Raw genomic sequence first — 23,647 nt, 5'->3', positions numbered from 1 at the left:
TTGTCCCTATTCTTATCGAAGCGGTTGTTATCACGTTGCTGACCGTCGCTGTTGTTTTATATTTCGGAAAACGTATAGGCGGCGACAATGACTTTTCACGGACGCTTGGGTTGCTGGGAGCTGCCCTGGGGACAGTACCGAACGGCATTGCCCTTGTCCGAATTATTGATCCTTCCCTGCGTTCCACAACAGCCATTGAACTAGGAATGATGAATATACCTATGATTGTCTCCTATGTCACCGTTGCGACCATTATGATGATAATGGCTGGAACACTATCTATAACAGCTGGTATTTTATGGCTGTTAGCACCTATCCCTATTTACTTAATTCTGTTAAAAGTATTGAAAGTATGGGGCGTAAAAACGTATGATTTTAAAGAAAATGCCGAAACCGTTGAAAACAAAGAAAAATCGTATGCTTGATTAACATATTAAAATAAGGAGCGGGATAGAATGACACAAAAATTATACTATGGCGGCGATATCATTACCATGACGGGTGAAAATGAGGTTGCGGAAGCCATTTTAGTGGAAGACGGACTGATTAAGAAACAAGGCAATTTAACTGAAGTAAAGCAGGACGCCAGTGATGATGCAGAAAATATTGATTTACAAGGACGTACGCTGATGCCTGCCTTTATTGATCCACATGGACATATTTCAATGGTAGGACAATTTTCATTAATGGCTGATTTAAGTGCATGTAATCATTTTGAGGATATTATTCAAACACTGACAGAATATATGCAGAACAAACAATTACGTAAAGGAGATATCATCGTTGGGTGCGGTTATGATCATAATTTCCTTGCAGAAAACAAACATCCAGCCAAGGAAGTTTTAAACCAAGTGTCTACAGACCACCCTATTTTTATTTTACATGCTTCCGGTCATTTAGGCTGCGCAAATGATGCAGCTCTACAAGCAGCCGGAATTGATGCTGAGACAGAAGATCCGGAAGGCGGAACTATCGGCCGTGTAGAAGGCAGCACAGAGCCCGACGGTTATTTGGAAGAAAACGCCATGATGGCGCTGCAAAGAACCCTGTTACAAGACCAGAAACTAGATTATACAAAACTTATTGAGTTGGCACAGGATGTTTATATAAAGAATGGAATGACAACCGTTCAGGATGGTGCGTCATCCAAAGAAATCATTGATTTATTTAAAGCATTAGCCAAGCAGCAAAAGCTGAAAATAGACGTGGTTGCTTACCCGGTCTTTGATGCAGAACCCAAAAAACAAATGGATGAAAATCAGGAATACGCTAAAAAATATAGCGACCGCTTTAAAATCGGCGGTTACAAAATGTTTTTGGACGGTTCACCTCAAGGGAAAACCGCTTGGTTAACCGAACCCTATGAGGGGGAAGAAAGCTATAGAGGGTATCCGTGGCACCAGGATGAGCAGGTAAAACAGTATACAGATGCAGCCATTCGTGATGGTGCACAGTTATTAACGCATTGTAACGGAGACGCTGCTTCCGACCAGTTACTACGCAATTATCAGGCGTCTTTAGAAGAATCAGACCGCCCGGATAAAGACCAATTAAGGCCCGTGATGATTCACTGCCAGACGGTACGTTATGACCAATTGGATAAGATGGCAGCATTGTCCATGATTCCTTCTATCTTCGTCGCACACATCTATTACTGGGGAGATATCCATTTAAAAAATCTTGGTGAGGAACGCGGCCGTCGAATCAGCCCGGCAAGATCAGCTTATGACCGTGGATTATGTGTGAACTTCCATCAAGACGCTCCCATCGTCAAGCCGGATATGTTGCATACCATCTGGTGTGCTGTGAATCGACAAACGAGAAATGGCGTTCATATCGGACCTGAAGAATGTGTCAGTGTCTATGAAGCATTAAAAGCTGTAACCATCAATGCAGCATACCAATATTTTGAAGAAGACACCAAGGGAAGTCTGGAAGAAGGAAAATTAGCAGACCTTGTCATATTAGATCAAAATCCATTGAAAATAGACAAAACAGCGATTCAAAATATCCAAGTTTTAGAAACGATAAAAGAAGGAAAAACAATATATAATTTGGAAAAACACGATTCCGCAACTAAAGGAGTTTAACGAATGAAAGAGAGAGAAACACTTGCGAAAACACTAAAACCCCATTGGATTTGGGCAATTGCTTTAGGTTCAGCGATTGGCTGGGGCGCTTTTGTCCAGCCAACCACCTGGATGTCTACTGCTGGACCGCTCGGGGTTATTATTGGGTTCTTTATCGGTGCCCTGTTAATGATTTTAATTGCAGTCAGTTACGGCTCCTTAATTAAAAGTTTCCCCGTTTCCGGCGGGGAGTTTGCCTATGCCTATATCAGTTTAGGCAGGACACATGCTTTTATCTCTGGATGGTTCTTAACCCTGGGGTACATCTGTATCGTGGCATTAAATGCATCCGCATTTGCGTTAATGATTAAATTTATCTTTCCGAGAGTTATTGAGAATATCCCGCTCTATCAAATCGCAGGTTGGGATGTCTATCTGACCGAGATTTTGGTAGCAGCCATTGTTCTGATTGTATTTGGATTTTTTAATATCCGTGGAACGACATTATCCGGAAAAATGCAATTTATTTTTTGTATGATTATGATTGCAGCCATATTTGTTCTTTTACTTTTCGTCGGCATACAGCCCGACGCAGGATTTTCCAATATCACACCGATGTTCCCGCGGGAAACAACAGCCATTGCTGCGATTATTTCTATTGTCGCCATTGCACCATGGGCCTATGTCGGCTTTGATAATGTGCCGCAAGCTGCAGAGGAGTTCGACTTTCCATCCAGCAAAGCATTTAAGTTAATCGTCTTTGCCATTTTAGCAGCGGCTACATTATACAGTTTAATGATTATTACAACTTCCATGGTCCGGCCATGGGAAGGTGTTGTGGAAGAAAATCATATATGGGGTACAGGTTACATTATTGAAAACTTGCTCGGACCTTTTGGACTGGCTATCCTTGCTGTCGCATTGACTATGGGAATTTTCACCGGATTGAATGGATTTATCATCTCTTCCAGCAGACTATTATTTGCCATGTCCCGAGCTAAAATTATCCCAAAAAGCTTCTCCAAACTGCATCCAAAATATAATACACCTTATTGGGGAATTATATTTGCAGTAGTGATTGCGATACTGGCTCCGTGGTTTGGTAGAGAGGCTCTGATGTGGGTTGTCGATATGTCCTCCATCGGTGTAACCATCGCCTACTTTTACACCTGTTATGCGGCCTTTTCATTATTTAAAATGAAAAAGGATCATACCTTTAATGAGAAAAAACATATTGAAGCACCAAAGAAAAAGATTATTGCCATCCTTGGAATGATTGCCAGCATTATCTTCTTAGGTCTGCTGCTTATTCCGGGCTCACCGGCATTTTTAGGAATAGAATCCAGAATTGCTCTGGTTGCCTGGGTTGTTCTGGGAATTATCTTCTATATCATCAAACGAAAAGATTTGAAGCAAATTCCGGAAAAAGAATTGAACTATTATATTCTTGGAACGGAAGAAGTTGAGATTAAGAAGGATGAAGAAGATTAACATCTATATAAAATGAAACACAAGCTCCCTTTTCGAGGTTTTAAATGAAACCTGATAAGGGAGCTTGTTTATCGTTACTCGCAGCATCGATACGTTCCTGTTATTTCCTGTCACCACTTTGACAGCATTCCATCATTAATTCCACAGCTTTGGGCACAGACTCCATATCCCATACTGGCAATATCCAAGGAGGCATAGACACTTTTCCGTCAAAATCTTTTCTTACAGAGACTACCGGATTTTGAAGCCAAATCGCATGCATACCAATTTTATTAGCCCCAATGATATCCGTATCCCAAGTGTTCCCTATCATCACCGCCTCTTTCGCTTCAATAGCCAATTTCTCAAGCACATAATCATAAACAATACGATCCGGTTTTTCAGGAACATCTGGATCTAATTCAGATTGGGTAGCGTAAACATATTCAAACTTGTCTAATATATCTAACCTGTTTAGCAGCTCTCTGACAACGGTACTGTCACTTGTTGCCGTGTTGCTAAGAATAGATTGCTTTAACCCCATCTGTCGGATGGTTTCCAATACTTCTGGTACGTGTGCTCTTAATTGAATTTCCGGATAAGCTGTTAGCGGCTTTTTATCTATCCGCCCATTTGGCGGTGTGGTTAGTGTTTCCCCCAAGTCCCATATAATGTGAGATATCATGTGGGTTGCCCTCCTCTTTTTTGGTAAACTTTATTTTGTTTCGATTAATTTATAAAGCTATTATAAATTAACCCATTAAAAAAAGACCACCCTAACGGATGATCTTCCTCTAATCAGATTTATTCACTTATAAGCTCTAATTCAACAGGAATGAAATCCTCGACTGTTTCGCCATTTACTACTTGTCCCGCTGCTTCTATTGCTCTTTCACCAATTAAATCCGGCTGCTGTGCAATGGTAGCATCCATGACGCCTTCTTCTACAGAAGCTACGGCATCATCTGTCGCATCAAAACCTACAACCGTAACATCTTCCAACATATTTTGTGCCTGCAGGGCTTCAATCGCTCCAAGTGCCATTTCATCGTTATGGGAAAAGACAGCATCAATATCTTCTGTACCTTGAATGATATTTTCCATAACAGATAAACCTTCTGTTCGGTCAAAATTAGCAGATTGATTTGCTACCACTTCTATGCCATCCATTTCATCTACAACGTTATGAAACCCTTCTCCGCGTTCACGCGTTGCAGAAGCTCCGGATATGCCTTCCAATTCGACAACATTGCCCTCTTCACTTAATTGTTCTGCAATGAATTCACCAGCCATTTCACCACCAGCTACGTTATCTGAAGCAATGTGTGTCACAACCTCTCCGCCTTCTGCACTTCTATCGACGGTTATAACAGGGATGTCACTACTATTCGCTGATTCAACCGCAGATACAATCGCATCAGAATCAACTGGATTGACTAAAAGAATATCAATATCCTGTTGTATTAAATCTTCAATATCACTTAATTGAGTAGAAGGGTCATCCTGTGCATCCGCAGTAACCACTTCATAGCCAGCTTCCTCTGCAGCAGCTTGAGCACCATCACGTACAGTTACAAAAAACGGGTTATTTAATGTAGAGATGGAAAGCCCAATTTTCACGTTTTCATCTCCGGAGCCTTCTTCTCCACCTTCTGCATCATCCGATGATCCTGGCGAATCCGTAGAACATGCTGCCAACAAAACAATTAAAACTGCAATAAATCCAAAATTCTTTAACCATTTCCCCATTTTTATTCCTCCTTACAAAATTTTAATTTTTTTGAGATATTTCAATCAATGGAAGTCCTTGTTACCAATGCTATTTTGAACGACGGTCCATCAGAACAGCTAGTAAAATGACACCACCTTTCACAATTTGCTGGTAAAATGATGATACATTTAACAAGTTCAATCCATTATCAATAACTCCAATAATTAAAACACCAATCAATGTACCGACAATTCTTCCGCGTCCGCCAGCCAGGCTTGTCCCGCCTATAACAACGGCTGCAATCGCATCTAATTCATACATACTGCCTGCTGTTGGTTGTGCTGAATTCAAACGGCTGGTGAGAATGATACCTGCCAGTACAGACAACATACCTGTAAGGGAGTACACCCATATTTTCACGCGATCTACTTTGATTCCGGAAAGGATGGAAGCTTCTTCGTTTCCTCCAACTGCATATACTTGTCGGCCAAAAACCGTGTTTCGCAATACAAAGAATAAGATAATAAAAATAATGAGCATCAATAGCGCCGGAAAAGGAACACCAAATACATAACCTCTTCCTATCATTTCAAATGTAAAACTATCTGATAATCCAGTAATCGGTCTGCCATCTGTATACACTAAAGTCGCTCCACGAAATATAGTCATCGTTGCAAGTGTTGCAATAAAGGGAGCTACTTTTCCTTTTGTAATAATAAGCCCGTTCATAGCACCTAACGCCAAACCAATTAGTAAACCAATAAAGACTGCCAGCATCGGATCCATTCCACTAGTAAGCAATCCTGCTGTAAGTGCACTTCCCAATGCCAACATGGAACCGACCGATAAATCAATACCTGCTGTCAAAATGACAAATGTCATTCCGAAAGCGATAAGTGCATTTATGGAAACTTGTCTCAATAGATTTAATATATTGTTCATTGTAAAGAAATTATCATTTAATAAACCCAGGATAAGCACAATGATTACTAAACCGATGAGAGGACCTAACTTTGCTATATTATTTATCGCCATTCGTTTCATTTTTCTCTCCTCCCGTCGCAGCCATCATTATTTTTTCCTGATCAGCTTCGTCACGATCTAATAAACCTGTCACTTTCCCTTCATGTAAAACCAGAATTCGATCACTTACCCCAAGAACTTCAGGCAGCTCGGAAGAAATCATAATAATGGCAACTCCGTTTTTTGTTAATTCATTCATAATGGTATAAATCTCTTTTTTTGCACCTACGTCCACTCCCCTGGTAGGTTCATCCAAGATAAGCACTTTCGGTTCAATCCCTAACCATTTCGCAATAACAATTTTTTGCTGGTTCCCGCCACTCAAGGATTTGACTTCCTGTTCTTGACCAGTTGTTCGGACTTGCAATTGCTGGATCAAATTTTCTACCAGTGATTTTTCTTTCGCAGAAGATATAACCCCATTTGTAGAAATCGTATTTAAATTCGGCAATGCAATATTTTCACGAATAGAAGCATTGATAACTAATCCTTTAGATTTCCGATCTTCTGTAATAAAACCAATTCCTGCTTTCACCGAATCACGTGGATGCTTAATGTTCAACGGATTACCATGCAGTTTAACCAGCCCGTTATTCTTTTTACGAAAGCCGAATATGGCTTCCATCACTTCTGATCTTCCTGCTCCCATTAATCCGGCCACACCCAGAATTTCCCCTTTTCTCACATCAAAGTGAATATCTTTAAAAAACCCTTCCAGCTCCAGATTCTCCACTTCAAAAATGACATCTCCAATCACATTGTTCCTGGTTGGAAAACGCTCACCAAGTTCGCGGCCGACCATCATTTTAACAATGCTTTCAAATGAGGTTTCTCTGACGTTTTTTGTTCCAACATACTGCCCATCTCGCAAGACTGTAATACGATCACAAATCTCGAATATTTCTTCCATTCTGTGCGAGATGTAAATGATGCTCACACCTTGCTCCCTTAAGGAATGAACCACTTTGAAAAGGCTTTCAATTTCTCTTTCGGTTAATGCGGCAGTAGGTTCATCCATGATGATTAACTCCGCTTTGGTAGCTAAAGCACGCGCAATTTCCACCATTTGCTGTTTTCCGACAGATAAATCTCCTGCTGTTTCATCAGGGTGAATATTAGTCACGCCCAAGTCATGTAATCGCTTTTTTGTTTGCTTTTTCATTTCCTTTGTATTCAAAATACCTGTCTTGCCAAATGTTAATTCTTTTCCAAGAAACATATTTTGTGTGACTGTCAAATGCGGAATAATATTCAACTCTTGGTGGATAACAGCTATTCCTTTTTCTTCCGCATCTTTAGGATGTTTAAAGACGACTTCATCCCCCTTGACTTTGATAGCGCCATTATCGCGGGGATGGATACCTGTTAATACTTTCACTAATGTGGATTTACCAGCGCCATTCTCTCCCATAAGCGCATGCACTTCACCATATCTTACATCAAAATGTACATTTTTTAATACTTGGTTTCCTGCAAAGGATTTATCAATTGCTTCCATTTCTATAAAAGGTGTTTCACTCAACGTCACGCACCTCCTTTATCTCTAAAAAATCACACCTGCCTGCAGAATCGCATTTGCATATGGTGCAGCTTCTCCCGTTCGAATAACTGCTTTAGCCTCTTTTATCTTCTCCTTTAACTCCTTATGCGACAAGTAGTGAAAGGGTATTTCCGAATACTCATTTGTTAAGTGAACATGCAATGTGCTGTTATCTGCCTCTATTTCTTTAGCTAATGTTATTTCTTCGATAACCATATCAGTCGCTATTTCTCTTAATACAGATTCAAAATCAGGTGTCCCAAGCGTAATAGACAAGTCAATACATGGTGTTTCTTCCGGTATTGGAAGTCCGCAATCGGCAATAATTACCGTATCTGTATGTCCAAGCCTGGCAAGGACGGATGCAATTTCTCGATTTAAAATTCCTGTCTTTTTCACTCAGAAACATTCCTTTCTCTTTCAAATTGCCTTACGTCTTATGATATTTTAGATATTCCTTGATCCAACTTCAACTGACGCGATACTTTGCCTTTATCTTTTTATCTGCGTCGATTCCCGTTGGACTAATTCCACTTTGAATTCCTCAGCTTGTATCGTATCCTCCGGGTGCTTTATTTGATGGTCCAGAATTTCTGCTGCCCTTCTCCCAATCTCGTATATCGGCTGCACCATTGTCGTTAAAGTTGGGGAAGTTGTCTCACTCAACTTTATTCCATCAAAGGCCACCACAGCCAGATCCTCTGGAACATGAAAGCCTAACTCCTGCGAAGCTCGCAATACGCCAGCACCCATTAAATCATTCGCTGCGAATATACCGTCTATCTCAGGATGGCTGACAAGCAATTCCTTGGTTGCTTGAACTGCCATACTATAATTATATCCGCCAGCTTGAATATAACTGGATAAAAACCAAGGCTCCTCTTTCACTTCATCAAGAAAACCTCCCAGACGATCCAAGGTATTACTTGCGTTTTCAGGACCGCATATATGTGCTATTCGGTGACAACCTAAAGATTTTAAATGCTGGACCGCTTTCCTCGCCCCTTTTCGATTCTTCACCGTAATCGAAGACAAATTGGCATTTAAAATTCGGTCCAGAGCAATAATCGGTATATTGCTTTCTCTGACATGTTCTTCAGAAATCGTACTGGAGACAACAATCATCCCATCCACGGACTTCTGTTTCAGTGCATGCATATACGCTTCTTCTTTCGCAGGATTATTATCCGTATTACAAAGCACAAAAGTGTAACCATTTTGGTTCATGAAATCTTCCACTCCTCGAGCGAGCTCCGGAAAAAAAGGATTCATAATATCTGGGACAAATAATGCAATCATTTTAGAACGCCCTTTAAACAACCTCTGTTCTACGCCATTCGGACGTTCATTGATTTGATCAATTACTTTATACACTTTTTCTTTTGTATCCGTGTTGACATAAGCCTTGCTGTTGATAATACGAGAAACCATTTCTGCCGACACTACTGCAGCCTTTGCAACATTTTCCATTGTAGGCATTTTTAAAATCACTTCCATTGATTGATAGATTTATAAACCCGTTTTATGTAACCGGTTACATAAAACAAATAAAAATAATATCAGATAAGCAAGAAGTAAGTCATATTTCATTGTGTAACCCGTTACATAATATATTAAAGCGTTTTAAAATAGTTGTCAAGTACTGTATATTAGAAATTTATAGAATATATAACATCTTGAATTCAGAGGTTGATGGGGGTTGGCTATTTGCTGCAGTAGTATAATTATTACTGTTTTATATTTCTGCTTTAAGGGTTCTTATATAGATGATTGTTTGATATTGCATAAACGAATGTGATTTATACAATCTTGAATTTCGAACATTATGTATTTACCATTATATGTTTTAGATATTTCTAATCCAAATTGAAACAACAGGTTATATTTTTATTAGAAGTTTTACAAATTTTTTAGTTCCAAGATAGTTTAATAGATTTCTATCCAGTATAGACTATTTTATAGATTATTTATTAAATATTGAGAAAGTAAAACTCCATTAACCTCATAATATTCAGAAACATCTATTAAAACAAAAGTTAATGGAGTAGTCCATATTTAATTTATAAACAAACTTAGTAATAATACAACTGCTAAACCAGTTAATCCAACTAAAGATTTCATAACTGTCCAAGATTTTAAAGTATCAGCTACGCTCATTCCAAAATATCTATTAGCCATCCAAAATCCTGAATCATTTACGTGAGAGAAAGCTGCTCCCCCACATGCAATAGCTATTACTACTAACCCTAACATTGGCTCACTGACATCAAAATGTTGTATTAAAGGCGAAACTAAACTTGCAGCAGTAATCATAGAAACTGTCCCAGACCCTTGTGTGATTCGGATTAAAGCTGCTGTTATAAATCCAAACAAGATAATTGGCATATTAATTTGTTGCATTGCATCCGCAAGTATATCTCCAATCCCTGTAGCGATTAACGTTTGTCCGAATACTCCCCCTGCGCCTGTTATCAGAATAATTATTCCTGCCGGCTCTAATGCTTTCGTTGTAATTCCTTGTAATTCTTCTTTGGTAAATCCTCTTCTCGTACCGTATAGCCATATTGTTAAAATGCTTACAATTAACAAAGCAACTATAGGATTCCCAATAAACATAAGAATTTCTCTAAATAAATTACCTTCATCTAATAACAAGTCTGCAGTAGTATTTCCTAAAATTAAAATTAATGGTGTAATTAACATTATGACAACACCAGCAAATCCAGGTAGTTTATTTGGATCATAATTTATATCGGATTCTTGAAAATGCTCTGGAACATCAACATGTATTTTTTTTGATATAAACTTTCCAAAAATTGGTCCAGCAACAATCATAGCTGGAATACCTGCAATTATACCAAACAAAATAACATATCCTAAATCCGCTCCAATGATACTAGCCGTAGCAATTGGCCCAGGAGTTGGAGGTATAAATGTGTGTGTTACACTTAATCCAGCTGTCAAAGGAATTCCATAATAAAGTAATGATTTTTTTGACTTTCTTACTAGTGAATAAGTTAAAGGAACTAATATCACAATAGCAACGTCTATATAAACCGCTATAGATACAAGAAATCCACTTGCCCCCAAAGCCCAAACAATATTTTTTTCTCCAAATTTCTCCATCAATGTTAATGCCAATTTTTCAGATGCTCCTGATGCTCTTAATACTTCACCAAATATGGTTCCTATCCCAATTATTAAAGCAACAAAACCCAGGGTTCCTCCCATTGCCTCTTCTATGTGTGTTAATAATTCTTGCGGAGGCATCCCAACAGCTAGACCTACAAATAAACTAGCTATAATCAATGCTAAAAATGCTTGGAGTTTTGTCCTAATAATTAAGAAAAGCAATATTACCATTGCTATTATCCCTACAGTAATAATCCATGCAGTACTTTCCATATGAATATAGCCTCCTTTTACATACTGCTTTGCCAACTAGTTAATAATTATTTAATATGATTTATGGAAGTAAAAAGTCAAAATCACAGCCTTCTGAAGCTTGAAGAACATGGCTCCTGTATAATTGAGGATAACCTCTTCCCTCTTTAAATACTGGAGGCTTCCAAAACTCTTTTCTCTTCTGCAGTTCATCCTCAGAAACGAATACTTCAAGGATGCCATTTTCTATATCCAAATGTACCTTATCTCCATTTTTTAAAAGACCAATTGGCCCCCCAACAGCTGATTCAGGCGCAGCGTGAAGAATTACCGTACCAGAAGCAGTCCCGCTCATGCGGCAATCTGATATCCGGACCATATCTCTAACTCCTCTTTTTAATAATTTCTTTGGAATAGGAATCCCTCCAGCCTCTGGCATGCCAGGAGCTCCAACTGGTCCAGCATTTCTTAATACCAAGACATTATTTTCATCTACTTGAAGGTTCTCATCATTTACTTTTTCCTCCATTTCTTGGATTGAATCAAAAATAATAGCTTCTCCAGTATGCTTCATTAAATCACGATTTGAAATTGCTTTTGGTTTAACAATAGCCCCCGAGGGAACTAGATTACCTTTCAATATTTTTATACCTCCATTTTTATAAAGTGGCTTATGAAATGGTTTAATTATTTTTCTATACTCCTCGATGACTTTAGATCCTTGAATATTTTCTTCAAGTGTTTTGTTCGTAACTGTTAATTCTTTTAAATGAAGTAATTGTTTTAACTCTGTTAATAATGCAGAAACACCTCCAGCATGATAAAATTCCTGCATTTGAAATTCTCCTGCTGGTCTTAAATTAGCTAGAATAGGTGTTCTTTGAGATATTCTTTCAAAGTCTTCTAATGTTAAATCAATGCCTAGTCTCTTAGCAATTGCAATTAAATGTATTACAGTATTTGTTGATCCACCAATAGTCATTAAAGTAGTGATAGCGTTTTCAAATGACTTTTTAGTAATAATATCTGTAGGTTTGACATCTTTCTCCACTAGATTAACAATGGATTTCCCTGTCTCTTTCGCCATCCTTAATCTCTCATTTACTGTAGCTGGCGGCGTAGAGCTACCTGGAAGCATTATTCCTAATGCTTCAGAGCATGCTGCAATTGTGCTTGCTGAACCCATTACCATACAATGTCCATTAGTTGGAGCTAATTGAGCATTTATTTCTGATAATTCTTCCTCTGAGATTGTCCCAGCTTTATATTCTTGCCAATAGTGTCTACAGTCACTGCAAGCTCCCAAAGTTTTCCCTTTATATTCGCCATTAGCCATTGGACCTCCAGTAAATAGAATTGATGGTTTATTTGCACTAAAAGCTCCCATCAATTGCCCAGGCGCCATTTTATCACAGCCACCGATAAGTACCACTCCATCAATCGGTTGTGCGCTTATCATTTCTTCCGTATCCATAGCTACCAAGTTTCTATACAACATTGTTGTAGGACTAGTAAACATTTCTCCAACTGAAATTGTAGGAAACTCAAGGGGGATACCACCAGCCATTAGCACCCCGTTCTTAATGGCATTAATAATCGGTTTAATATGTGCATGACATCTATTAATTTCACTAAAAGTATTACATATACCAATTATTGGTTTATTATAATCACTTTCATCAAACCCCAGATTTCTCTGAAAAGCCATTTTTATGTACTCACTAAACCCCTTATCTCCATATGATGTAACCCTTTTCATTATATTCACCTCTTAAAATTCAAAATAACAAATTTATAGCTAGTTCTTCGTTCGACTCCATATGTGCCTGCATATACATTTTAGCCTGACTACTATTTCTGGTTCTGATAGCTTCAGCGATCATCATATGATAATGTGCTGCCTTTTCAATCATACCCGGAACATTAGTATGCTTTCTTCCTTTTGATAACTGTTCTTGAAAGTCTACATAAAAATTTATAGCATAAGAGTTATGAGTAGCTTTAGCTATTAATAAATGAAAGTTTAAATCTTCTTTTTTTGTATCTTCTTCATTTTCGGCCAGTTCTTTCATTTTGTTTGCAGACTCGACGATTAAATCAATTTCATATTGAAACGCTTGTACCGCAGCAATTCCAGCAAACGAGGGCTCCATCATTGTTCTAAAACTGGTCAAGTTCATTAAATCTCTAATTTCTGATTTTGATATAGAATCATTATTTTTTTTAGAATCATACGTTACAAATGTGCCTCTACCTTGCTCAATTTTAACAAAAGACTGACTTTGCAATGCTCTTAAAACTTCCCTTACAGTTGATACACCAACATCATACTTATCAGATAACCTTGATAAAGAAAGTAACTTTGCACCTTCTTTTAATTCTTCATTTACTATTTCATCTTTTAATTTTTCATATACAGTATTAAAGTTCCCTCTCAAAAGATACCACCTCCCACTCATATGATGAATATAATATACATCATATGAGTGTAGTTTGCAATAGATTATTTCAAAAAATCTAAAATCATTATTACCTACTATACTGAGGTTATTTTAAGGATCATAATGAAAATAAAGTGATTCCTTGTTTGTATTATGATCTACCCATGTAGTTATATTAAGATAAGGATTTAAACTAATATGTTTTTTCATGTCTTAATACTTATAAAAAGAGTATTTTAAAATGAAACAATAACCGGAACATAGGATATCACTGACATTGGGTTCGTTAAAACAGCCATTAAAAAAGCTGTTACAAAATGCATGATTTGCATTTTACAACAGCTCTTTTACCGACAATACACCTTCACCCATCAAAAATTAATCAAACAACACACTAACAGAAGCATTATTATGCACTCTTAAAACAGTGTCCGCTAATAACGGTGCGATGGTCAGAGAAGTAATTTTATTTATCTTTTTTTCCTCAGGTAAATAAATGGAATTGGTGATTACTAATTCCTTAATGACGGAGGATTCAATTCTTTCTATCGCCTGTCCTGATAAAACAGGATGGGTACAACAGGCATAAATTTCTTCCGCTCCTCTATCAACCAAAGCTTCAGCAGCTGAGGTCAATGTTCCCGCTGTATCAATTAAATCGTCGATAATGATGACCTTTTTCCCTGAAACATCACCAATGATATTCATAACTTGTGCGACATTAGGTTCAGGCCGCCGCTTATCTATGAGAGCGATAGGCGTGTCCAATAAGGTTGCCATCTTTCTGGCACGCCCCACTCCACCGTTATCTGGTGCAACAACAACAATCTCTTCTGTTGGCAATTTCTTTTTAAAATACTCCGCTAATACTGGTACTCCCATAAGCTGATCCACTGGTATATCAAAGAAACCTTGTATCTGTCGTGCATGTAGATCTAATGTAATTAATCTGGTAGCTCCAGCTCTTTCAATCAAATCGGCAACTAATTTCGCAGTAATCGGCTCTCGGGCACGCGCCTTCCGATCCTGGCGCGCATAACCGTAGTATGGCACGATGACATTAATTGATTTAGCCGATGCCCTTTTCAAGGTATCAATCATAATTAATAATTCCATTAAATGCTCGTTTGCCGGTTCAGAGGTAGATTGGATAACATATACTTCACAGCCTCTAACGCTTTCTTCAATATTAATTTGAATTTCACCATCACTAAAGCGCTTTACAGATCTTTCTCCTAAAGGGACATTTAAAATATCGGATATCTCTTTTGCTAAAGAATAATGTGAATTCAATGAAAATAACTTTAACTTCGGACCACATTTCATTTTTCTACCTCCTGAATAACATTTAACCGTTCACTGGTGTAATTGCTTTTTTTCCTACTAAAACTTGGATAAGATTTTCTGCTGTTAAATCTGCCATTTCTAATCTGGTAGCTTCACTGGAACTGCCAATATGCGGTAAAGCAGTAACATTAGGAAGAGAAAGCAACGGATTCTCTAATGAAACAGGCTCCTCCTTAAATACATCAAGTCCAGCTCCCCAGATTTCTTCATTTTTCAATGCATGAAATAACGCATTTTCATCTACTATACCACCTCTGGCCGTATTAATTAAAATAGCAGAATTTTTCATTAACCTCAATTCCCTTTCTCCGATAAAGTGATGTACCTCTGGACTATAAGGGACAAGAATGCATATAAAATCCGATTCTTTTAAAAGTGAGTCTTTGTCTAAAAAAGTAACATTAAATGCTTCTTCTACATCTAGTTTACGTGAACGATTATAATAAGATACATCCATATTAAATCCTTTTGCTCGCTCTATCAAGGCTTTTCCAATACGACCCATTCCAATAATTCCTAACTTTGCCCCATTTATATCCTGCCCGGATAACTGCATTGGTGACCAAGTTTTCCAATTTCCTTCTTTTAAGTAGGTACTCGATTCAACAATTCTTCTTGCAGTTGACATTAATAACGCAAAAGTTAAATCAGCAGTTGTTTCTGTTAATACATCTGGTGTATTTGTAACAATAATGTCTTTTTTAGCAGCTTCTTCTGTATCAATATTATTATAACCTACAGCCATATTTGCAATGACTTTTAATTTATTTGCAGCATTCAATACCTCTCGATCTATTACTTCTGTTAACAAACAAAAGAGGCCGTCTGCTTGTTCTATTTCATGTAATAGTACTTCTCGAGGAACAGGTTCATTCTCCTCTTTCCACATTCTTACCTGACATACTTCCTCTATTTTATTTATAATAGATTCAGGGAGTTTCCTTGTAATATATACTTTGGGTTTCATTTCTAATCACTCCAATTTCTTTAAACTAATGTTATATTTTCATCCGATAACTTGAAAAAATCTTTGAGCATTGGATAAAGTTTAATGAACTTTTTATAATAAGAATCATAATCTTTAAATGTAGTCATATCTGGTTTAACGGTATACAGTGTTTGATTTCTTACATATGGGGCAATATCTTGCATATCAGAAAAATAGCCAATGGTTTTCGCCCCTATTAAACAGCTTCCATAAACACCTGTCTCTGATATTTGTTGAATATCTATTTCTGTTTTTAGTACATTGGCCTTTATTTGTGCCCATATTTTATTATGTGCGCCACCACCAATTGATCTGAGACGTTGAATATGCAAACAATAGTTATTTTCTATAATTTCATATATTTGTCTTAATCCAAAAGCAGATCCTTCTAAAATAGCTCTAAGCATATCTGCTTTCGATGTCTGTAAGTGCATTCCAGCAAACACTCCACGAGCATTCTGATCCCAGATTGGGCTTCTTTCTCCTTGCATATAAGGTAAGAAAAAAACGCCGTTTGCTCCTATTTCCGATTGTTTAGGTAAGTATTCGAGAATATCTGATTTTTCATTTTCTTCTAGGAAAGTATGATGAAACCATTTAATAGAGGCTCCAGGAGTAGACATAGCTCCATGTGAAAGCCACTGATCCTTCCAGACAAAGCATCGATTTAAAAAACGGGTATCCAGTTGTTCTGGTTTATTTGTACATACTGTGAGTACATTGGAAGTACCTACAGATTCAAATATTTCATCTGGCTTTAAATCCAAGGCTAGTCCAGAGCTTGCCGTATCTGCTGCTCCAGCAATAACAGGAATCTGTTCAAACTCACCAATATAATCAAATGGACTAACTACTTTTGGTAAAATAGACATATCTATACCAAGGTTTTCACAAATATCTGTAGACCATTGGTATTTCAAAACATCAAATATACCGGTGTAAGAAGCTTGCGTCCAATCCATGACAAACTTTCCCGTCAATTTATGATGGATAAATGTAGATAAGTTTCCCCATTTATACGTTTGACGAAATAAATCCAAATGATTTTCCATTTTCCATAACATTGACGTAACCGTATACATTCCTGGCTCCACTCTATTTCGAGTAATTTTATAAAGAAATTCTTCGCCAATCATACGATAAATTCGTTCCGCTTGTTCTTTACTACGGCTATCCAAATACATAATTCCATTTGATAAAGCATTTCCATCCTTGTTCATCAGTACAGAAGAATTGCAAAAAGTGGAGAGGGAAATTGCATCCACTTCTCCACCATTATTTCTTATATTATAAATAGCTTCATATATCATTTGCTGTGTTTTATTCCATACATCATGAACATTTATTTCCATCCAACCATTTCTAGGATATATAAGGGAATATGCTTGTTTATTCATGATATCCAAATTGAAATTTTTGTCCATCATTCCTATTTTTATCGAACTAGTACCAATATCCACACCAATGATATGCGACATATAATCACCTTTTTCAATTATTAATTTTCATTTAAAAGCTGTTCATGAAGTTCCATTGCTTCTTTTACTGTACCATTATGATGAATGATATGCTTAAATGCTTTCACAACGGCTGTTGGGTTCTGGCGGTTCCATACTATTCGACCAAATGTGATTCCTGTTCCGCCTGCATCCATCACGTCATGCACCATTTGAAAATAATCTTCAATATTATTACCGATATCTCCACCAGCAACAACCACTTTGGCAGGTGTGGAAGAAACTACTTTATGGAATGATTCCGGATCGCCAGTATATTTTGTTTTGACAATATCTACCCCAACCTCGGCACCTGTACGTACTGCATAAGCAGCATGTCTCCAATCATTTAATTCCGTTTTTGGAATTTGATTTCCTCGTGGATATATATGAGCAATCACAGGCAATCCTACTTTATGTGCTTCTCCTGCTATCACAGCCAGATTCTGTAGCTGTTCTGGCTGATCATCCCCGCCAACAATACATCCCATAGATATGGCATCCGCTCCGAAACGTATCGCTTCTTCCACATTAGCTACCTGTACGTCAGAATTTGGCTGCCACGGGGAAAAAGTAGATGCTTTAAATATAAGACTCGTTTTCCCTGCATGTTTATGAAAACAAGTATCTGCAATTCCTTTATGCATCGTCATCGCATCTGGTCGCGCAGCAGCGATTTCATCGATTTTTCTTTCAATCGGCATTAGTTCATCAAAAACTCCTCTGGCAGTTGCTTGATCCACAGCAACTCCTAATAAACGACCATCTTCATGCAATAATCGCTTTAAACGAATTTCTTTACCTAATAATGACATATAAAACACTCCTGTAAATAGATTTTTTAATAGATTCCTAGTTTTCCATGTTTACGTCATTTCAATTAGCGATTTCATTCCCACTCCGTCTCGGACATCTTCAATAGCTTGTTGAACTTCATCCAGGGTATAACCCGGTGTTGTAATAACTTCCGTATTGATTTTCCCATCCGCAATTAATGATAAAGATTCGTGATAATTAGAACGCGTTAAAGAGGAAGTTCCATTTACATTGATCTCATTATAGTGAATCACATTAGGATCTACCTCAGAAAAAACGCCTTTCGTAAAACCAGCAAATAAATTTAATGTTCCTCCTTTCTTTAACAAGGTTGCTCCCTGATTGACTAATTGCGGAATACCTATTGCCATAATGACAACATCAGCTCCGAGCTGGTTGGTTGCGTCTAAAACGATCTCCTCGATGGATTCCTCTCCAGGATTAACAACTATATCAGCACCAGCTACTTTTCCTTTGTCTCTCCTATGTTCTACCAGCTCACTCAAAATAACTTGTTTCGCACCTGCTATCTTAGCCAGCTGCACGTGCATCATCCCAATTGGCCCGCCGCCAATCACAACAACCGTATCATTCATCTTCACATTTGCTTTTTTATTGCCGTTTAAACAACAAGCTAAAGGTTCTGTAATAACAGCCTCCTGGAAACTGACATGGTCAGGGATTATCACTACATTTCCAGCTTGGATAGCCGCTGCTGGAATCCGAACATACTCTGCAAATCCCCCATCAAACTCATAGCCAATTGCTTTACGATTAGCGCAAACGTTTTCCATCCCATTTTGGCAATAATGGCAATTCCCACAAGGAATAACTGGTATAACGCCTACTCGGTTTCCTGTTTCATAACCAGTGACTTCTCTCCCTACCTCAACAATTGTACCGACAAGCTCATGTCCAATCGTAGAAGGCGTGCGAACTCCTTTTGTTTTTTTTCCTAAATATATCCGTACGTCTGTCCCACATACCGCACTCATATTGACTTTGAGTAATATTTCTTTTTCTGTAATTTCTGGCTTTTTAACTTCTTCTAATTTCAAATCATTTGGTCCATAAAATACAGCAGCTTTCACCTGAACAACCCCTCTACAAATATTAAATATAGCGTTAGTATAACAAAGAAGGAAATTTCCTTCAATATTATTTAAATAAAAATGAATATTTTCTTCATTAATGAGCATAATAACCTTTTATCGAGCTTATGCTCTAATTAGGCTGAATCCAATTAAGAGGCCCTGTTAAAAGAACTGGGAAAATAATAAAGAGCAATAGAATAAACATCGTTATAAAAATCCATGGTACAACTGCCTTTGATACTTTCTCGATACTTAAACCAGTTACATTACTTGCAGCATATAGTGCTACACCAACTGGCGGTGTTACTAATCCAAAAGATAAAGCTAAAACTAAAAATATAACGAAGTACAACGGATCAATGCCAACCTCTGTCACAATAGGCATCAATATTGGAACAAGAATAAAAATAGCAGCTGTCGCATCCATAAACATGCCCACAATAATTAAAAATACAAACATGACAAGTAAAATAACAAATGAACTTTCACTAACATTCGTAATACTAGATGCAATCCGGGTTGGTAAACCATCATATTCAAATGCCCAACTAGCAGATTGTGCAGTTACCGCGATAAAAAGTATTGTCCCTGTCATATTGGTTGTTCTATAAAACATATTCGGCAACTGTTTAACAGTTATTACTTTATAGAAAAAAATAGCAATTATCAGAGAATAAATCACTGCAACCGCTGCGGCTTCTGTCGGAGTAAATATTCCACTTAAAATACCACCAAGCAGAATAACCGGAATCAGCAAAGCAGGAAGGGCTTTCATAAATTCTTTCATTAACACCTTAAAATCAAATGGAACAGGTTCTCCTATATTATTTTTCTTACTATAAACATGGTTACAAATCATGAAAATAACAGCCATGATTATCCCTGGAACCAATCCTCCAATCAATGCATCTCCAACAGATACTCCAGCAGTTGCAGCAGCTACAACCATTAAAATACTAGGCGGGATTACTGAAGCGAGAACAGAAGTTATTAGTGTTAACCCTGTAGAATATATAATTGGATAATTATTTCTTGTCATCGCATTAATCGTCATTCTTCCAGTACTGGCAATATCAGCAATCGAAGACCCTGCCATACCAGCAAACAAAAGACTCACCACAACATTAACATGACCTAATCCACCTCTCATCCAGCCTACAGCGCTATTAGCAAATGAAAATAATCGATTCGCTATCCCACCTTCATCCATAATAATACCTGCTAAGATAAATAAAGGAACTGCAACCATAATAAAACTATTCATCGAACTGTACATAGAATGAATGACTAAACTGATTGGCACGTCAGTAAATATCAAAATCGAAAGGATAACTGAAATACCTAAAGATGCAGCAATCGGGATACCAATAATCAACAGAATAAAAAATAAAATCAATAGAAATATTGACAAGTTTTTACACCTCCTTAAATTAAATTTTTGTGGTATATAAGAGACTGAATAATATTGAGTATTCCAAGAACACCAGATATAGGGACACTTATACCGACCAGCCATACCGGTATGAGTAAAACAGAGCTTGTTTCATTTAATGTTACTTGTTGATGTACTAAATGTACTCCGTAGATAACCATAAATAACAAAAAGCTTATAGAACCAACAATATATGTCCATCGTCCTAATTTTTGTATAGAAGATGGCATCCAATTTAAAAATACCGTAACCCTTGGTGACTCAGCTTTACGAAAACCAAGTCCAACTCCTATAAAAATCATCCATATAAACAAATACCTTGTCATTTCTTCTGTCCATGGAGATGGACTTCCTAACCATCTTCCTCCAATTTGCATCACCACTACTACTAAAAGAGCCACAGCAATAAGACCAGCTATAAAATTAGATGCTTTATTTAAAATGTTAAAGAAGAGGCTATATGGTTTTATTTGATTCTCTTCCATTTGCTTAATTCTCCTTCCAAGCTTTGAAGTTTTTCTATATTTTTGTCTAGACTATTATTATAATTTTAATTTTTCCCAACAAATTCAAGTACTTCATCAAAAAAAGCCTCGTCTCCTATAATTTCTCTAAAAGCTGGATATAATTGTTTTGAATTTTCAATAAACATTTCTTGTTGTTCTTTTGTTAACTTATTAACTTGCATCCCTTCAGTCTCTAAAAAGTCAATCGTTTCTTCTGTATTTGCTTTTTCCTCTTTTGCATTCCAAGCCTGTATTTCTTGAGAAGCTTCCAAAAGAATTTCTTGTTGTTCTTCCGTTAATTCATTAAATTTTTCTTGATTCATTCCTACTAACCAAGCTTCAGCCATATGGTTCGAAAGAGTTAAGTACTCTTGCACTTCATGCATTTGTGACGATTCAATCACTCCTATCGGATTTTCCTGTCCATCAATTGTTTCTAACTGAAGAGCATTATAAACTTCTCCAAAATCCATTGGTGTTGTTGCTGTTCCTGAATCCCCAAAGAATTCTACCCATAATGAATTATTCGGTACTCTTAATTTAATTCCATCTAAATCAGAAGGTTGCGTGATTGGCTGGACAGAATTAGTAATCTGTCTAAACTCACGTGTCCAATACCCAAGACCTTTAATGCCCATATCTTCTACAGAATAGAGCAGTTCTTCGCTAATATCACTATTTAAAAAATCAATAAATTGATCCGTATCATCAAATAAGTAAGGTATACTAATTGCGTTAAACTTTGGTTCAAAGTTTGTATACAAAGAGGTTGATAAAATAAGCATATCTAAACTTCCACCTCCAAGCTGTTTTACTGCTGCAGAAGGATCTCCTCCATATAACGATCCATTGGCATGAACACTAATCTGGATAGAACCATCACTTTTTTCTTCCACTACCTCCGCAAATTTTTGAGCAGCCATCGTAACTGGTGATGAATTAGGATCTGGTGTGGCTAATTTGAATGTCACCGTATCTCCCTTCTCTGCCCCCTCTCCTACTTTACTGCACCCAATTAAAGCAATTACTGCTACTACACTGAACAAAGAAACAATAATTTTCTTCACTATTTTCCTCCCCTTATTAGTATCATTCATTTTAATGACAGCGCTTTCTTTATTAAGAAAAAATTTAATAAAGAAAGAATTAACTTAATATGAATTTACCGAAATAAATTTTCAGTAAATTCATATTAACATACGGTGGTAATTTCCTTCAATATATTACTAAAAAAAATAAATATAATTTTCATGTTTATATTTTTTTATTGGTTGTGGAATTTCTAGTCTTCTGTAAATCACTGTAACTTTGATCATAATTTTGAATTGCCAAGGCTGCTACTAAAATATCAATGATGGTTAATTGCGCAATTCTAGAAGATATTGCATCTGTTCTGAATAAAGTTTCGTTGGATGCTGTCTGCAGAATAATATCTGAAATTTGTGTAATAGGGGATTTAGATGAACTAGTGATGCAAATCAAAGTTGCACCTGTCTCTTTAGCCAATTTCATTGCATGTAATACTTCTTTATTAGACCCTGTATGCGAAATTCCAATAACAACGTCGTTTTCTCCTAACACACTGGCTGACATGGATTGTAAGGTTGAATCATTATAAGCAAAAGATTTAATCCCTAATTTTAATAGTTTATGTTGAGCATCTGTCGCTACCGAACCAGAACCACCAGTTCCGTAAAATTCAATCAAATTTGCATTATATATAGCATTTACTGCATGTACGAGCTGTTCATCTTTACATACTTCTAAAGAATCATACAATGCTTGAATATTTGCCTGAAAAATTTTCTTTTTTACCATAAGAACATCATCATCTTTTTCAATAACCTCATGTATCTGTTTTTCAGGAGAAATTACTTCTTTCGCAAAGTGAATTTTCATATCTTGAAAACCTTTATAACCTAGCCTTTTACACAACCGTACTACAGAAGACTCACTTGTTTGACTTCTTTCAGCAACTTCTGTTATCGATAAATGAATAATTTCTTCTCGATTTTTCTCAATAAACCTTACTACTTTTTTTTCTGCTCCTTTTAATTTTGGCTCAATCGCCTCTATCCTTGTAAAGAGCCCGGGATTCTTATTTACATTTAAATCATTCACAGAATATTCCTCCTCGCCTCGTTTAATACAATTTATCTCTATACTTACAGCAAGTAAATTATAGCATATCACCATCCAGTAGCCACGCTAAACCATTCATTTTTCTATTTTGTTCAATCAAATTCAGTTATCAATTATAGAACACTTTGTAATTTATTAATAAAAACCATTCACTAACACTCTATCCACATCTCCCAAACAAGAAAATA

General features: G+C 36.9%; 21 protein-coding genes. 3 read left to right on the top strand and 18 right to left on the bottom strand.

Annotated elements, in window-relative coordinates; genetic code table 11:
• Positions 1-35: 35 nt before the first annotated feature.
• The 3 genes from B7E05_RS22360 to B7E05_RS04725 are packed head-to-tail and all read left to right on the top strand — an operon-like array spanning position 36 to position 3,560.
• Positions 36-425 (top strand): hypothetical protein, encoded by a 390-nt coding sequence (locus B7E05_RS22360; protein WP_245832962.1) that lies wholly within the window; start codon positions 36-38, stop codon positions 423-425.
• A gap of 30 nt (positions 426-455) precedes the next feature.
• On the top strand, positions 456-2,090 hold the full coding sequence (locus B7E05_RS04730; protein WP_080872913.1) for an amidohydrolase: 1,635 nt from the start codon (positions 456-458) through the stop codon (positions 2,088-2,090).
• 3 nt (positions 2,091-2,093) lie between these two features.
• Entirely contained in the window at positions 2,094-3,560 is a 1,467-nt protein-coding gene (locus B7E05_RS04725; RefSeq protein WP_080872911.1) for an APC family permease, read from the top strand.
• A 100-nt stretch (positions 3,561-3,660) separates the two neighbouring features.
• Here the strand turns inward: B7E05_RS04725 and B7E05_RS04720 are convergent, their stop codons facing one another.
• From B7E05_RS04720 to B7E05_RS04635, 18 genes are all read right to left on the bottom strand, one after another.
• A complete protein-coding gene (locus B7E05_RS04720; protein WP_080872910.1) occupies positions 3,661-4,224 on the bottom strand; it encodes an HAD family hydrolase in 564 nt (187 codons plus the stop codon).
• A gap of 119 nt (positions 4,225-4,343) precedes the next feature.
• Positions 4,344-5,288: a ribose ABC transporter substrate-binding protein RbsB gene (rbsB, locus tag B7E05_RS04715; protein ID WP_080872908.1), complete on the bottom strand. Its 945-nt coding sequence runs from the start codon at positions 5,286-5,288 to the stop codon at positions 4,344-4,346.
• 70 nt (positions 5,289-5,358) lie between these two features.
• Positions 5,359-6,294: an ABC transporter permease subunit gene (locus B7E05_RS04710; protein WP_080872907.1), complete on the bottom strand. Its 936-nt coding sequence runs from the start codon at positions 6,292-6,294 to the stop codon at positions 5,359-5,361.
• Positions 6,272-7,795 carry a sugar ABC transporter ATP-binding protein gene (locus tag B7E05_RS04705; protein WP_281252444.1) on the bottom strand — a complete coding sequence of 508 codons (1,524 nt, stop codon included), beginning with the start codon at positions 7,793-7,795 and terminating at the stop codon, positions 6,272-6,274. The genes B7E05_RS04710 and B7E05_RS04705 overlap by 23 nt, the downstream gene beginning before the upstream one ends.
• A 21-nt stretch (positions 7,796-7,816) precedes the next feature.
• Positions 7,817-8,212 carry a D-ribose pyranase gene (rbsD, locus tag B7E05_RS04700; RefSeq protein WP_080872906.1) on the bottom strand — a complete coding sequence of 132 codons (396 nt, stop codon included), beginning with the start codon at positions 8,210-8,212 and terminating at the stop codon, positions 7,817-7,819.
• 93 nt (positions 8,213-8,305) lie between these two features.
• Positions 8,306-9,292, bottom strand: coding sequence for a LacI family DNA-binding transcriptional regulator (locus B7E05_RS04695; RefSeq protein ID WP_080872904.1), 987 nt, complete (start codon positions 9,290-9,292; stop codon positions 8,306-8,308).
• Positions 9,293-9,868: 576 nt separating this feature from the next.
• Complete coding sequence (locus B7E05_RS04690) at positions 9,869-11,218, bottom strand: GntP family permease (RefSeq protein ID WP_080872903.1); 1,350 nt, start codon at positions 11,216-11,218, stop codon at positions 9,869-9,871.
• Between the two features lie 61 nt (positions 11,219-11,279).
• The gene (locus B7E05_RS04685) at positions 11,280-12,956 is read right to left on the bottom strand and encodes a dihydroxy-acid dehydratase (protein ID WP_179134465.1); all 1,677 of its coding nucleotides are present in this window, start codon (positions 12,954-12,956) and stop codon (positions 11,280-11,282) included.
• A 19-nt stretch (positions 12,957-12,975) separates the two neighbouring features.
• Complete coding sequence (locus B7E05_RS04680) at positions 12,976-13,635, bottom strand: FadR/GntR family transcriptional regulator (protein WP_179134464.1); 660 nt, start codon at positions 13,633-13,635, stop codon at positions 12,976-12,978.
• Positions 13,636-14,016: 381 nt separating this feature from the next.
• Positions 14,017-14,964, bottom strand: coding sequence for a ribose-phosphate diphosphokinase (locus tag B7E05_RS04675; protein ID WP_080872896.1), 948 nt, complete (start codon positions 14,962-14,964; stop codon positions 14,017-14,019).
• 22 nt (positions 14,965-14,986) lie between these two features.
• Entirely contained in the window at positions 14,987-15,952 is a 966-nt protein-coding gene (locus tag B7E05_RS04670; protein WP_080872895.1) for a 2-hydroxyacid dehydrogenase, read from the bottom strand.
• Between the two features lie 20 nt (positions 15,953-15,972).
• Entirely contained in the window at positions 15,973-17,451 is a 1,479-nt protein-coding gene (locus B7E05_RS04665) for a xylulokinase (RefSeq protein WP_080872893.1), read from the bottom strand.
• A gap of 20 nt (positions 17,452-17,471) precedes the next feature.
• Positions 17,472-18,284, bottom strand: a complete 813-nt coding sequence (locus tag B7E05_RS04660; RefSeq protein WP_080872892.1) for a class I fructose-bisphosphate aldolase — start codon at positions 18,282-18,284, stop codon at positions 17,472-17,474.
• Between the two features lie 51 nt (positions 18,285-18,335).
• Positions 18,336-19,376 carry a zinc-dependent dehydrogenase gene (locus tag B7E05_RS04655; RefSeq protein WP_080876217.1) on the bottom strand — a complete coding sequence of 347 codons (1,041 nt, stop codon included), beginning with the start codon at positions 19,374-19,376 and terminating at the stop codon, positions 18,336-18,338.
• Positions 19,377-19,509: 133 nt separating this feature from the next.
• Entirely contained in the window at positions 19,510-20,790 is a 1,281-nt protein-coding gene (locus B7E05_RS04650) for a TRAP transporter large permease (RefSeq protein WP_080872891.1), read from the bottom strand.
• A gap of 14 nt (positions 20,791-20,804) precedes the next feature.
• The gene (locus tag B7E05_RS04645) at positions 20,805-21,296 is read right to left on the bottom strand and encodes a TRAP transporter small permease (RefSeq protein ID WP_080872889.1); all 492 of its coding nucleotides are present in this window, start codon (positions 21,294-21,296) and stop codon (positions 20,805-20,807) included.
• A gap of 65 nt (positions 21,297-21,361) precedes the next feature.
• On the bottom strand, positions 21,362-22,384 hold the full coding sequence (locus B7E05_RS04640) for a DctP family TRAP transporter solute-binding subunit (protein ID WP_245832959.1): 1,023 nt from the start codon (positions 22,382-22,384) through the stop codon (positions 21,362-21,364).
• A gap of 187 nt (positions 22,385-22,571) precedes the next feature.
• A complete protein-coding gene (locus B7E05_RS04635; protein ID WP_080872887.1) occupies positions 22,572-23,438 on the bottom strand; it encodes a MurR/RpiR family transcriptional regulator in 867 nt (288 codons plus the stop codon).
• Positions 23,439-23,647 lie beyond the last annotated feature (209 nt).

This window comes from Oceanobacillus timonensis, from assembly GCF_900166635.1.
GTDB lineage: Bacteria > Bacillota > Bacilli > Bacillales > Amphibacillaceae > Oceanobacillus > Oceanobacillus timonensis.
The sequence above is the reverse complement of the archived record's forward strand: the minus strand, read 5'-3'. Positions and strand labels throughout refer to the sequence as shown.

Bases quoted from the DNA above. Each gene is read 5' to 3' on its own strand.
- B7E05_RS04730 (WP_080872913.1), top strand. From the start codon at position 456: ATGACACAAAAATTATACTATGGCGGCGATATCATTACCATGACGGGT.
- B7E05_RS04725 (WP_080872911.1), top strand. From the start codon at position 2,094: ATGAAAGAGAGAGAAACACTTGCGAAAACACTAAAACCCCATTGGATT.
- B7E05_RS04720 (WP_080872910.1), bottom strand. From the start codon at position 4,224: ATGATATCTCACATTATATGGGACTTGGGGGAAACACTAACCACACCG.
- rbsB (WP_080872908.1), bottom strand. From the start codon at position 5,288: ATGGGGAAATGGTTAAAGAATTTTGGATTTATTGCAGTTTTAATTGTT.
- B7E05_RS04710 (WP_080872907.1), bottom strand. From the start codon at position 6,294: ATGAAACGAATGGCGATAAATAATATAGCAAAGTTAGGTCCTCTCATC.
- B7E05_RS04695 (WP_080872904.1), bottom strand. From the start codon at position 9,292: ATGCCTACAATGGAAAATGTTGCAAAGGCTGCAGTAGTGTCGGCAGAA.
- B7E05_RS04690 (WP_080872903.1), bottom strand. From the start codon at position 11,218: ATGGAAAGTACTGCATGGATTATTACTGTAGGGATAATAGCAATGGTA.
- B7E05_RS04685 (WP_179134465.1), bottom strand. From the start codon at position 12,956: ATGAAAAGGGTTACATCATATGGAGATAAGGGGTTTAGTGAGTACATA.
- B7E05_RS04675 (WP_080872896.1), bottom strand. From the start codon at position 14,964: ATGAAATGTGGTCCGAAGTTAAAGTTATTTTCATTGAATTCACATTAT.
- B7E05_RS04670 (WP_080872895.1), bottom strand. From the start codon at position 15,952: ATGAAACCCAAAGTATATATTACAAGGAAACTCCCTGAATCTATTATA.
- B7E05_RS04665 (WP_080872893.1), bottom strand. From the start codon at position 17,451: ATGTCGCATATCATTGGTGTGGATATTGGTACTAGTTCGATAAAAATA.
- B7E05_RS04660 (WP_080872892.1), bottom strand. From the start codon at position 18,284: ATGTCATTATTAGGTAAAGAAATTCGTTTAAAGCGATTATTGCATGAA.
- B7E05_RS04645 (WP_080872889.1), bottom strand. From the start codon at position 21,296: ATGGAAGAGAATCAAATAAAACCATATAGCCTCTTCTTTAACATTTTA.